At 59.9% G+C, this 12999-nt stretch carries 10 protein-coding genes; 5 read left to right on the top strand and 5 right to left on the bottom strand.

Going from position 1 to position 12999, the window contains the following annotated elements; translation table 11 throughout:
* The 5 genes from ACFPPB_RS15920 to ACFPPB_RS15940 all read left to right on the top strand — a co-directional run.
* The coding region (locus ACFPPB_RS15920) for a transposase (RefSeq protein WP_377328855.1) at positions 1-582 on the top strand (582 nt) is incomplete at its 5' end.
* 101 nt (positions 583-683) lie between these two features.
* A complete protein-coding gene (locus tag ACFPPB_RS15925) occupies positions 684-1895 on the top strand; it encodes a hypothetical protein (RefSeq protein ID WP_377328857.1) in 1212 nt (403 codons plus the stop codon).
* 18 nt (positions 1896-1913) lie between these two features.
* Positions 1914-2960 carry a TniB family NTP-binding protein gene (locus ACFPPB_RS15930; protein ID WP_377328859.1) on the top strand — a complete coding sequence of 349 codons (1047 nt, stop codon included), beginning with the start codon at positions 1914-1916 and terminating at the stop codon, positions 2958-2960.
* Positions 2957-4294, top strand: a complete 1338-nt coding sequence (locus tag ACFPPB_RS15935) for a TniQ family protein (RefSeq protein WP_377328861.1) — start codon at positions 2957-2959, stop codon at positions 4292-4294. Before ACFPPB_RS15930 ends, ACFPPB_RS15935 begins: the two co-directional genes overlap by 4 nt.
* Before the next feature lie 51 nt (positions 4295-4345).
* Entirely contained in the window at positions 4346-5089 is a 744-nt protein-coding gene (locus ACFPPB_RS15940) for an SseB family protein (RefSeq protein ID WP_377328863.1), read from the top strand.
* Positions 5090-5118: 29 nt separating this feature from the next.
* Here the strand turns inward: ACFPPB_RS15940 and ACFPPB_RS15945 are convergent, their stop codons facing one another.
* From ACFPPB_RS15945 to ACFPPB_RS15965, 5 genes are read right to left on the bottom strand one after another with little or no spacing between them, the layout of a single operon-like run.
* The gene (locus ACFPPB_RS15945; protein WP_377328865.1) at positions 5119-5871 is read right to left on the bottom strand and encodes a M48 family metallopeptidase; all 753 of its coding nucleotides are present in this window, start codon (positions 5869-5871) and stop codon (positions 5119-5121) included.
* A complete protein-coding gene (locus ACFPPB_RS15950) occupies positions 5864-9160 on the bottom strand; it encodes a type I restriction endonuclease subunit R (protein ID WP_377328867.1) in 3297 nt (1098 codons plus the stop codon). Before ACFPPB_RS15950 ends, ACFPPB_RS15945 begins: the two co-directional genes overlap by 8 nt.
* Positions 9157-10425 (bottom strand): restriction endonuclease subunit S, encoded by a 1269-nt coding sequence (locus tag ACFPPB_RS15955; RefSeq protein WP_377328869.1) that lies wholly within the window; start codon positions 10423-10425, stop codon positions 9157-9159. Before ACFPPB_RS15955 ends, ACFPPB_RS15950 begins: the two co-directional genes overlap by 4 nt.
* On the bottom strand, positions 10415-11491 hold the full coding sequence (locus ACFPPB_RS15960; protein ID WP_377328871.1) for a virulence RhuM family protein: 1077 nt from the start codon (positions 11489-11491) through the stop codon (positions 10415-10417). Before ACFPPB_RS15960 ends, ACFPPB_RS15955 begins: the two co-directional genes overlap by 11 nt.
* On the bottom strand, positions 11484-12998 hold the full coding sequence (locus tag ACFPPB_RS15965; RefSeq protein WP_377328873.1) for a type I restriction-modification system subunit M: 1515 nt from the start codon (positions 12996-12998) through the stop codon (positions 11484-11486). The genes ACFPPB_RS15960 and ACFPPB_RS15965 overlap by 8 nt, the downstream gene beginning before the upstream one ends.
* Position 12999 lies beyond the last annotated feature (1 nt).

Below are 12999 nucleotides of genomic sequence, written 5' to 3' on the forward strand. Positions count from 1 at the left end.
TTCATGGACGTGTTCAGCCGCAAGATCGTCGGCTGGCAGGTCTATGCCGAAGAGAGCAGCGCCCAGGCCAGTGAAGTGCTCAAGGATCTGTGCGTGCGCGAAGCGATACAGCCCCACCAAGTGATTTTGCATTCGGACAACGGTGGTCCCATGAAGGGCGCCACGATGCTGGCGACCTTGCAGGCCCTCGGCATCATGCCGTCCTTGAGTCGTCCGCGCGTGAGCAACGACAACCCCTATTCGGAATCACTGTTCAAGACGCTGAAGTACCGGCCGGCTTATCCGCTGGACGTGTTCGACACGTTGTTCGCCGCGCGAACCTGGGCGACCGGGTTAGTGCACTGGTACAACCACGAGCATCGTCACAGCGCGATCCGCTTCGTGACGCCCGCCCAGCGCCATGCCCATCTGGATCAGGCCATCCTGGATCAACGCGTCGCGCTCTACGAAGCCGCACGTCAATCTCAGCCGCTACGTTGGAAAGGCGCTACGCGCAACTGGACGCGCATCCATACCGTCCATCTGAATCCCGACCAGGACGCCATCACGACAGCTCGTAACCAGGAACGAAAAGCCGCCTGAAAATTAATCATTGAGGCGACAACTAGCTTGAAATTTTCCGTGTGGATGCAGCTTGCTCGGAAGAGAGCATCCCCAAAATCTCCAAGAGTGCATTGCGGAACATGTGCCTCAAGATCGCTCCCGAGCAGGTCGCTTATGGCCGACTTGGGATTCGTGGCTACCACGCCGCCCGGCCACCGGTGTCGGCCGAACACGCAACAGTCCGCTGCGAAATTCCAGGCCTGATCAGCCACATCGATAGCACGCAGTTCGACGTTCGGTCCTGGAGCATCTTTAAGCTGTCGATGTTCTGCGAGCCGCCTTGGTTCTATGTTTTTTATGACGAAGCGACAGATAAAGCTTTGGGGGCGTGGCTTGGTTTTGGGAAGTCCGACCGATTTGCTCTATCGCTTGCATTCCGGGACATGGGAGCACGGCAAAAGCGCGTACCTCCGTATATCGCTCAGGATCGGGGTGGCGAGTACGGGTCAACCTTCTGGGAACAGTTGCTGCCCCGGTTCAACTCGGCGAAGTACTCGCGAGCTTCAGGCGCTCCCCGCTTTGGCGGCCTGGAGGAAACGGCACTGAAGCAAATCAATTTCCGCATCGCCAACCGGCTCGACGGCGCGACCTGGGCAGATCAGCACAGCCGAGCAGCCTCAGGCAACAAGAAAAGTCGGGCAACAGCCCGGCTCGAGCTCGCGATCATCATCCAGGAAGCCAGGCATTTCTGGTTCCACGAATGGAACAAGACGACCCACGGAACCGCTGATGGGTGCCCAGACGACCTGCTTGCTCAGGGAGTCCAGGAGTTCGGCCACATTGGCCATCATGTTACTTGCGATCTTTCGTACTTGATCGCTACATCGATCCCGGTAGACATCACGCTGAACAAGCGAAAGGGCCTGCGTTGCGGCTACCGCGAGTATTGGTCTGACGAACTGAACGCAATCAGGCGGCCCTACAAATTTGAAGAGACTCGCCTCGACCCTGCCAATCCAAGCACGTTGTATGTCAGATGTGATGGCAGGTGGATCACCACGCACTCCCGGGATCACGGCGTGATCCTGCCACTCTCGGATGAAGGTAAGTTCTTCGAAAACTATCGGGGGCGTAGCAATAGCAGGACGGCCCGTGAGGAAGGGCGTCAAAGCCACGAGCGCATTGCGAAGCGGATGGAGCAACTCGAGGCATCAGCCGCCGCCGCGGCTGCCTGCGACGAAGCGGACAGTGGCGCCGCCAACAGCACCACACCCCCAGCGTCGCCATCGATCAAGCCCCAAATCGAATCGATCGACTTCGATCGGCTGCCCGACATTCCGTTTCTACCATGATACGAAGGAGACAGAATCATGTTGCTGACTGGCACGCTGGAGCACGCTCACTTCAAGGCGTGGGAGCGGGAGGCTCGCGTCTGTATCACTCATGCATCGAAAGGCACCTTGGTATTCGTGGTAGGTCCGTCCGGCGCGGGAAAGTCGACGCTCCGAAGCCATCTTGAAGGAACCTCGTACCGGTCAGACGCTGACCCATCGAAGAATCAGATCCCGCTCGTTTCCGTCCTGGCCACAAACTCGGAGAGCGGCTATTTCTCGTCGAAGGATTTCTACAGCCGCATGCTGGGCCAGCTAGGCGACCCCTTCAGGCGCGAGGGCACTTTGGCGGGGAGTCCACAAGCAAAGCAGATGACGCCGGAGCAACTGGATTTTCTTGGCGAACCGTTCTGGGACTCCATCCGTGTTTCGATGACGGAGACGAAGATCAGGCGCGCTTTCGAATGCCTGGCACAGGCTGTACACCTACAAGCGATCTTCGTCGACGAGGCTCAAAGCATGTGCCTCACTCACGTGAATCGCAGCCCGTCAGATCACCTCGAAAGTCTGAAGATCCTTGCCGAAAGGCTTGGAATCATCATCTTTCTCTTTGGGACTTACGACCTGCTTGACATATGGAACCACAGTGCGCAGCTCAACCGACGTAGCCATCTGATTCATTTGCAGCGCTACGACACAGATCTGGACGCCGACCGTGCGGCGTTCTACTCGGTGTTGCGTATGTACTCGAAGGCGATTGGCTTCGAGGAGCCAGCCACGCTGAGCAAACATGCTGAGACCGTCTTGGCATGGACTTTCGGCGTGTTTGGCGAAGTCGAGAAATTGTTCGAGCGCGCGAGGTTCACCGCCTTGGCACAAGGACGGGATGGACTTCGCTGGCAAGACATCGAGGAAGCCAAGTACACGCCAATCCAGACGGAACGCCTAAAGCACGAAATCGAGACAGGGGAGGCACGGGTCAAGGGCGAGCTTCCCAAGCCAGCGAAAGCAGCGCCGACGAAACGGGGGAGCAAGCATCCAGGTCGGCGCAATCCTGTCCGTGACCCCTGTGGCCCCCAACCATGAAGACCATACTCGCGCCGCTTCGCCTGTACGGCTTGGGCACGCCACAAGTTGAATCGCTAGCATCGTTCTATTGCCGCTTGGCTGACGCACACCAAGTTACGCCGAAGCAGCTGGCCAAAGTGCTGTTCAATGATTCGTCGTACTTGAGCATCGACGACGCCCCGGAACTCAAGAGCATCGATCTCGATGCACGGATCTTTTGCACGCATTCGGGCCGAACCGCGGTGATAGTCGAGCGGTTGGAGAAATTGACAGGCGCCGCAAATCTGGCATGCGGGACACTGTTGCGGCTTCGCGGTGCCCTCAGTCGAAACCAGACGGGATCGAGCGTGCAACGGCGCCGATGGTGTCCGATGTGCTACGCGCAGCTCGCCGATAGGATTGTGGAGCCTCTCGCGTGGTGGATTCCGCAGATTACACGCTGCCCGTTACATGGGGCGCGACTCACGGATCGTTGTGCCCGATGCGGCTCATATCAACGCGACTGGCGCATAGGTTCGGTTCGGATGCTCTGCATCAAATGCGGCTTTGCGTTGAAATCCGCTGACAGAATGCGAGACGAAAGCACGCCGTGGGAGGCGTGGTGCCACACCGAGATGTTGAAAGTTCTCACACACATCGCGACGCCCAAATCCGCGGATATTCCGCACCGCGCTGTCGATATATTCCTTGCCAAAGCCATACGGCTTGCCGCGCTGGAGGGGCGCCCATGCCCGGTATCCAGCGAAACAGCGAAGATGCGAGCACTTGGGCACCGCTTGACCACCATATTCGGCATGGCCGCGCGCTGCGGAACAACGCCTATGGACATTTTCTTGCGGCCTGAGGAGGCCGTTTCCCCTGGCCTGTTCGAGTCCGACATTGACACCCCAAGACCGCCGCAGCGACGGGGATTCAACAAACATGGTTATCGACTTTGTGAACGCACGATGCGCAAGTTGCTGGCCCTTCCGAACACAACCATATTGCCCCCCTTCACAAATATATGTTCGGAATATGCGGTGAGCCTCTCCAACTTCAAGCGAAAGAACTCGGAGCTTTGCGCGAAGTACAGTAATGAACGAAGACACCGCATCGAGATCGCCAAGAGCACAAGGTTCGAAGTTGCAAGCAGCTATCTCACCAAGCTGATCGAACAGCTGCAGCGATCCGGTAAGCGCCTACATCGGATGAATACCGTGGCTCAGATGAGGCGGGAAATCCACGTCTCGAAGGCCATCGCTCGCTCGGCGATACGCGTTGCCTTGGCCAAGATGAATGCGAGTCGCGAGATCCAGCCTTCTGACAAGGTTAGTCAAGATGATGTTTCGTCATCGAGTCAGCCACGCGCGTAGGCTTTCGAGCAAATGTGTGACGTCCTACCCCACCCATCGGCAGGTTTAAGAGTGGCTAAGATAACGCCCAAGAAGCTTGCGCAATTGCTGGCTGCCGCCAGGACTACAGCGCAAGGCGTAAACCCCGAGCACGCACAACAGCAGTTCTTCAAAGCGTTGCTTGATGCGACGGTCTACGCTCATGTTCCAGTGGGGAGCCCACCTCGGGGCGTCATGCGCTTCATTCAGTTCATACGCCCTGACAACGGACAGACTGCGTTGCCGTTCTTCAGTGACAAGGGGCAAGCCGAAGCGGCCGCGAACAACACAGCCCTCGTCGTGGCGATGTCGGGCCGGCATCTATTCGAGCTGACACGAGGTGCCTCGCTGATGCTCAATCCGAACGTGGATGCGATCGCGCTCTACCCACCGGAGGTTACGGCCCTCTTGGAGGGAAGACCGCTTGGCAGCTTCACCATGGGCGAGATGCCGGCGCAGACCGAATTCCTGGTCGGGCCACCATCTGTGTCCACGGTTGCGCTGAACATGATCCTACGCAATCTGTTTGAGAAGGAGGCCACGGTAAAGACGGCATTCCTGACGGAGCTGCATCGTGAAGACGATAGCGCAGCAGTCATCCTGCTCCTCACCATCGTGGCTGCCAAGGCACAGCAGGAGCGCCTCCTCCAACTGGTTACGCTCGCATTCAAAACAGAGGCACTTGAGCCCGCTCTGCCGCTCGACATGAGATTCCTGGCACCAGATGAGTCACTCGACCAAATTTGCAACCGTGGCGTGCAGATCTTCGGGACTTGATGAAGGCACTGACTGCATGCTTGCTGCATCTACAGGTTCAGAATCACTTCGGCGAGTTCATCCAGGCGCGCTTTGCGCTGTCGCCATGCCGGCATATGCCGATCCAGCAGCTTGAAGAATCGTGGGCTGTGGTTATGTTCCCTGAGATGGCATAGCTCGTGAAGGATCACGTAGTCGATGCAATCGCGCGGCGCTTTCACCAGCCATGGATTGAGCGTGATCTTCCCTGTCGGTGAGCAGCTTCCCCATTGGGTTTTCATGGCCTGCAGGCGCATGGGCGGCCGCGTCGACTTCCAGCGCAGGGTCGTGAGCATGTCGTCGATGCGTGCGGCAAAAACCGTGCGGGCGCGGGCGCGGTACCATGTCTCCATGGCCCCGCGAATCGAGGCCGGAGCCGTGTCGGGGCTGCGTATCTCAAGGCGACTTCCGCACAACTTCACGGCGGCCTCGGCAGCGGTGGCAGGTATCACTTTCAGCCGATAACGACGACCGAGGTAAATCACGGTTTCCCCGCTGACATATTCGCGCGGCAGCACATGAGTGTGCCGTCGGCGGAAGCCGGTCAGGTGGCCGTGCACCCATCGCGCGCGCTTGCGCACTGCAGCGAGTATGGCCAACCGCGACGCATCGGCCGGCGCATCCACCAGCACCCGGCCTGGTGGTTCGACATGGATGGCAATGCTTCCACGGAGGCGCCGCGGCTGGCTGCGCACCACGAACCGAATGACTTCACCGCCGTAATGGATACTCCAGCCGGCTTCCGGCGACGAGGCATCAGCCACGGCTCAAACCCACCCGCACGATCTGGATAATCTGGTCGACTACAGCCTTCGCCTGGTCCAGCCCCACCCGCGCGAAGAGTTCCGGCAGCAGCGCCTTGCGCACCGCTGCCTCGATGTTCTGCGGGTTGAGCGAGTTCTCGGCGATGGCATTGCGCACCACCTGGTCGATCTCCACGGCGAGATCGATGTAGGCCCTGTGTTCCACATCCTCCATGCCGTCGAAGGCCGCGTCGCCCAGCACCAGCTTCAGCGCACCAAAGTAGGCCATGGCGTGCCGGTTCTCCGCGAACGCGGGCGGGATGCCGGGGACATCGCGCGCCTCGACTTTCTGTTCGAAGGCCTTGAATAGCGCGTATTGCTTCAGCGGGTGGTCGAACATGGCCTCCGCTTCGGCGATGGCCTGCCGCAGCAACTCGCCAAAAACCTTCTGGGCATAGGGGTCTTCGGCGAGTTCCTGCTCGATGGTCTTGCGCACCCGGGTCTTGATCAGGTCGGTTTCGTTGCGGGTCTTTTCCTCCGACCAGGTTTGCGGATCCTCGACCTTGCCCAGCTCGTGCACCAGGTACACGCCCTGCGGGTCGCGCACCTCCTTGCCGATCACCTGCTTGTCCACCAACTTGCGGATCTGCTCCTCGTAGACGCTGTAGTCGATGGTTTCCATCGCGTCTCGGCGGGCAATCTGGCGCAGACTGGAAAAGAAGCGCAGATCGTCCTTGTAACGACGGATCAGTGCCTCGGAGAAACTCTGGTCCTCGAAAAAGCTACGCGATGACAGCGCCGTCTGCAGACACAAGCCGAACTCGGTCAGCGCCGCCGAGAAGTCGTCGCGCAGCTTCTGCCGCTCGTCGTACTCCTCGCCATCGCCCCCCTTCACCAGATGCGGCTTCAGAATTTCGCGGTACTGCTCGGTATCCTTGCGGTTGGCCACACTCTTGAAGAAAGACCACAGGCGGTCGTGCAAGGTTGGCAGGCGTTTGTACTGGGTGCTGAAGTCCTGGTACAAGCCGTCGATATCCGCCAACTCGTACCCGCCCTGGGTGCGCTCTTCCAGATCCTGATAGGCGCGCACGGCGACATCCAGTTCCTTGAGGATGCCGCGGTAATCCACCAGCACGCCGTAGCGCTTGGCATCGTGCAGGCGGTTCACGCGCGCCACGGCCTGGATCAGGTTGTGGCCCTTCAGTGGCTTGTCGATGTACAGAACGGTGTTACGTGGCTCGTCAAAGCCGGTGAGCAGCTTGTCGACCACGATCAGCAAATCGGGCGAACCGTCGCAGCCGAAGTCCTGCAGCGCCTGCTTCTCGTATTCCTCGGGATCAAGCTTGCGATCCACGATGTTCTGCTTCCACCACTTCTGCACTTCCGGCATCGCGTCTTCGTCGATCTCGGCATTGCCTTCGCGGGTATCGGGTGCGGAGATGACGACGGCACTGGTCACCAACCCGGTATCGTCCAGTGCCTTCTTGTAGCGAATCGCATCGAGCTTGCTGTCGGTGGCTACCTGGCCCTTCAGGCCAAGATCCAGCTGCTTGATGTTTTCGTTGAAGTGGGTGGCGATATCCCAGGCGATCAGTTCGATGCGGTTGGCCGCGCCGTAGATAGCCCGTTTCCCGGCGAACTTCTTCTTGAGATCCGAGCTCTGCGCCGACGACAGCGAAGCGGTGATCTTGTCGAACCAGCGGTTGACCGCCTCCTCGTTGATGTCCAGCTCGGGCACGCGCTCCTCGTACAAGAGCGGCGCCACGGTTTCGTCCTCCACCGCGCGCTGCATGGAATAGGCGTGCACGATGGCGCCGAACTTGTTCGCGGTCTTTTCGTTCTTCAGCAGCGGCGTACCGGTAAAGGCGATATAGGCCGCCCGCGGCAGCGCCTTGCGCATGCGCTCGTGGGTTTCGCCGCCGTGGCTGCGATGGCCTTCATCCACCAGCACGATCAGATCCGGCGAATCGTTGCGGCATTCCGCCAGCTTGGAGGCGGTGTTGAACTTCTGCACCAGCGAGAAGGTGATGCGCTCCGTGCCATGACCGATGCGCCTGGCCAGTTCCCGCCCGGAGGTCACCTTGCTACCCTCGCCTTCCTTGCGGGTGGCTATCGCCGAGCCGAAGGCGCCGCCGGTCATGAAGTTGCGCGCCAGCTGGGTTTCCAGGTCGATGCGGTCGGTCACCACCACCACGCGGCATTCTTTCAGCGCGCGGGTCAACAGCAGCGCCTTGGTGAGGAACACCATGGTGAAGCTCTTGCCCGAACCGGTGGTATGCCACAGCACACCGCCTTCGCGCCCACCGTCGGGGCGCTTCTGCGCGATGCGTGCCAGCAAGGCGCGGATGCCGAAAAACTGCTGGTAGCGCGCCACCAGCTTGCCGACCTTGCGGTCGAACAACACAAATCCGCGCAGGAACTCCAGCAACCGGGCGGGCGTTAGCAGCCCCACCAGCAGGCGGTCCTGATCGTTGAGCAGCATCGGCTGCGACCACATCGCCTCGAAGTACCTGCGCAACCGGGCCGGCTTGCCTTCGAACAACGCGCGCTGCGTATCCAGCGGCAGCGTGCGGTTCTTGATCGCTTCCAGCGGCTTCTCGTCGAACTCCTCCTCGCGCCAGCGCGCCCAGAACTTGGTTGCGGTATGCGTAGTGCCGTAGCGACCGTCGGTCTGGCTGATCGACAGCAGCAGCTGGGCATAGGCGAACAGCTGCGGAATCTCGTCCTGACGCTGATTGCGCAGGTGCTGGCTGATGCCTTCGGTGACCATCGCCTTGCCGACCTGCCCCGACTCCGGCCGCTTCGCCTCGATCACGACCAGTGACAAACCGTTGACGTAACAGACGATGTCCGGCGTGCGGTGATGCGTGCCCTGGGCGGACAGCAGCTCGCATTCCTCGGTCACGTCCCACAGGTTCGCGGCCGGATCGGTCCAGTCGATGATGGCGATGGTCGGCTGGTGCTTCTTGCCGTCCGGCATGAACTCGGTGACGGTAATGCCCAGCGCCAGCTTGTTGTACAGCCGCTCGTTGGCCGCCAACAACCCTTCGGCCATCGACAGCGCCGACAGCTCGCGCACGATCTGGTCAATCGCGCTGGGTGACAGCGGATAGCGCTCGCCCTTGTAGTCGAAGCGGCGACTCTGCAGCACCTTGATCAGGCGCGGCTTCAACAGCACCTCGCGCGTGCTCCCGCGCTGCGCCAAACATTCGGCCGCGGTCAGATAGCTCCAGCCCAGATTCGCCAGCAGGTGCAAGGCCGGCAGGTGGGCGCTGTATTGCTCGCGGGTGTCGGGGGCGCTGTCGTTCATGGGCTGGCTGCCTCCGCAGCTTCGGGCAGATGCACGCGGCGCTTTCCGGTAAGCAGCTGCTGCATCAATGCGTTCTTCTCGTCACGGAACGATGCGACCTTCTTTTCCAGCAGCCAAATCTCTCGATCGGCCTGATCCAACAGCTCAGCGATGGCCAACTGTTCCTCCATGGGAGGCAGCGGCACGTGTAACTTCTTGAAGTCGTTCCAACGCAGGCTTCCACGGCGATCTACCGAACTATTGGTCGCTGCGGCAAAGATTTGCCTGAAATGCTCTGTCTTGAGCAGACGGTAGAGATAACTGTCATGCACCTCTGCACTCGTCTTGAAGACTGTGTACATGGGACTCACCAAGCCAAAATCATACAAGTCCTGATAGCCGATAGAGCCTTCCTCAATGTGATTCGTGGCGTACACGAAGCATCCTTTTGGAACCACTTTGTAAGTGGACAGGTCCTTGCTGAAAACTTGCTTCTTGAAGTAGCTGAGCGAATCGACAAGGCCAGCATGCTTCGTGCAGGAGAGCACCGGATAGTTTTGACCCCCGCTGTGTTTTTTGCTGACTTCGTGCGCTATGGATTCAATGCGGGGATATATCCATTCCCCGGGGATCGATCCATGAGGAGTCGAAATTTGCCTAACTTTGGAGCGGAAGCGTTCAAGCCTCCGCTTGCCAGTGAGCACTTTCGAGACAAATGCCCGCCGCTGTTGGCGACTATTATCTAGCAATCGCTCGGTCACAGTGATGGCGTGATCCCATGTCCGCAGTACATGAACAACCCTCCGCTGTTCCGTTACGGACGGCAGACCGAATTTCATTTTTCCGTAGGAGGAAACATTCAAGTGTTTTTGCGCGAGGCCGGTTTGGCCAGCGAACACCTGCCTTCGGCCCGATTCCGAGTTAGTGAGTTGGCTTAGATACTCCGGAAGCAAGTACTTAGGCCGAGGGCGGGCAAAGAGAATGTCTATGCAATTGGCGCCGTCATACTCGGGTGGTACGACACAGGCTGTGCCGGCGAAGCCAGTACGCACAACAAGCACGTCTCCAGTGCGCAGAATTGACTTCTTGTTCTTGAGGCTCCCTTCTTCGGACAGAAAAACCCAGTTAGCGTCATTGACTTTGTTTTCGCGGACATTGCCTGAGCGAAATGCGCGTACGCCCTTAGGTGCATCAACGTAATAGGTGCTCGGATTGACCACGATGCCAACGCTGACGGTTTCACAAGCATCAGCGACCGTGGTGTAGGTCCATCCCTTAGGAAGCATCTTTGCCTCCCTTGCGGCCACGCTTCTCCACGGTCTCCAACTCCTTGATGTCCTCCACATCCGCCGCCAGCGCCTCGGCCTGCCGCCGCTTCGCATCGAACTCGGCATAACGCTCGTGCGCCACCTGCTGCATGCGCTCGTGGCTGATCCGTCCCGCCCCTTTCAGCAGCGGCCGCTCGTTGAAGTCCATGAAGTTGTCCACGTACTGGCGCCAGTCGGCCATGCGGATGTCCTGCCGTTTGCTGGCGCGATCCTCCGCATAGTCGAGGAACATGGCGGCGATGCGGTTGAGCTCCTCTACCTCCGCCGCGGAGAGGTAGTTCTTGGCCACGATCACGTCGGTCTTGCGCACGCGCCCGGCCATCCAGCTGGTTAGCGCCATGTTGGGCTGGCTGGGGTCTGCGCGTTTGAACACGATTTCTGCCGCCGTCTGCTGGGTGACGGCAAACAGCATCTTGTTCTGCACCACGGCGAAGAACTGGCCGGCTGCGGCGGGGTCGTCCCCGTAGTCCACCGACAGCGCGAACAGGTCGCGGATCTTCTGGTAGAAGCGCTTCTCCGAGGTGCGGATTTCGCGGATGCGTTCCAGCAGCTCGTCGAAGTAATCCCAGCCGGCGGGATCCTTCAGGCGCTCGTCGTCGATGACGAAACCCTTGACCAGGTACTCCTTGAGGTGGGTGGTGGCCCACTGGCGAAACTGGGTGCCGCGCGGGGATTTCACCCGGTAGCCCACGGCCAGGATCATGTCGAGGTTGTAGAGTTTGAGCGGGCGCCGCACCTGCCGGCTGCCCTCGGTGCGAACTATTAAGTCATCTTTAATAGTTGGCTCGCCCTGCAATTCGCCCTCCGCCAGCACGTTCTTGATGTGGATGTTGATGTTGGGCACCGAGGTCTGGAACAACTCGGCCAGTTCCGCCTGGCTCAGCCACACGGTGCCGTGATCGGCACGCAGGTAGAAACGGGCGCTGCCGTCTTCGGTGGGGTAAAGCACCAACTCGCCATAGCTTGGCGACGGCGCACCGCCTCCTTCGGGTAGCGCCTTTTTCGGCGGCTTGCGCTCACTCATAGCCAAGTTCCTTCAGGTAGCCGGCCATCTGCTCTTCCAGCCTGGCCAGCTCGGCCTTCAGCTCCAGCCGCTCCTTGCGTACCGCCATCAGGTCGATCTCCTCCTCTTCCTCGAAGGTGTCGACATAGCGCGGGATGTTGAGGTTGTAGTCGTTCTCGGCGATTTCCGCAGGGCTGGCCAGGTAGGCGTACTTGTCGACGTTGGCACGTGCCTTGACCGTATCGAGGATGAGCTGCAGATCTTCCTTTTCGCGTAGAAAGTTCTGGTTCTTGCCGTCCTCGTAGCCGCGGCTGGCGTCGATGAACAGCACCTTTTCGTCCGCCTTTTTCTTGCGGAAAACCAGGATCGCCGCAGGAATGCCGGTGCCGTAGAACAGCTTCTCGGGCAGGCCGATCACGATGTCGAGCAGGTTCTCGTCGATCAGCTGCTTGCGCAGCCGGCCTTCGGCCGACCCACGGAACAACACGCCATGCGGCACCACCACCGCCATGCGACCGGTACGCGGCTTCATGGTCTCGACCATGTGCAAGATGAAGGCGTAATCGCCTTTGGTGCGCGGCGGCACCCCGCGACGGAAGCGGCTGAACTTGTCGGTATCGGCGCCTTCGTGGCCCCACTTCTCCAGCGAGAACGGCGGATTGGCCACCACGATGTCGAAGTGTTTGAGGCTCGCCTCGCTGTCGAGCAGCTTGGGGTTGCGAATGGTGTCGCCCCACTCGATACGGTGGTTGTCCTCGCCGTGCAGAAACATGTTCATCTTGGCCAGCGCCCAGGTGCTGCCGATGGCCTCCTGACCGTACAGCGCGTACTTGCGCGAACCCGACCGCTCGCGGATCAACCGGCCGACCTTGAGCAACAGCGATCCTGAGCCGCAGGTCGGGTCGCTGATTTCGTCACCCGCATGCGGGTCCATCAGTTGTGCCATCAGGGCAGAGACTTCCGGCGGCGTGTAGAACTCGCCGGCCTTCTTGCCACTGGTGGAGGCGAAGTTCTTGATCAGGAACTCGTAGGCATTGCCGATGATGTCCAACGTGCCGACGCGGCTGGGCCGCAGGTTGAGTTCCGGCTTGGCAAAGTCTTCCAGCAGGTGGCGCAGGATGTCGTTCTTCTGCTGCTCGTCGCCGAGCTTGGTGGAGTTGAAGCTGATGTCCTGGAACACGTCGCGCAGCTTGCCGATATTGGCTTCTTCGATGGCGTGCAGCGCCTTGTCGATGCGCTCGCCATTACCGGGGGCGTGACGTTGCTCGTACAGCGCGCGGAAGTTGGCGCGCGCCGGCAGCACGAAGCGCTCGTTCTTGAGCATCTCCTCGATCAGCTCGGGATGCTCGCCGTACTCGGCCTTGTAGTTGTCGTAGTGATCCTGCCAGACGTCGGAAACGTACTTGAGGAACAGCATCGTGAGGACATAGTCCTTGTAGATGCTGGGGTCCACGGTGCCGCGGAACGTATCGCATGCCGACCAGACAGCGGCGTTAATGGTGTCCTGGGCGATATCTTTCACGCTCATC

The sequence above is a fragment of the Rhodanobacter terrae genome (genome assembly GCF_042657005.1).
Lineage (GTDB): Bacteria > Pseudomonadota > Gammaproteobacteria > Xanthomonadales > Rhodanobacteraceae > Rhodanobacter > Rhodanobacter terrae.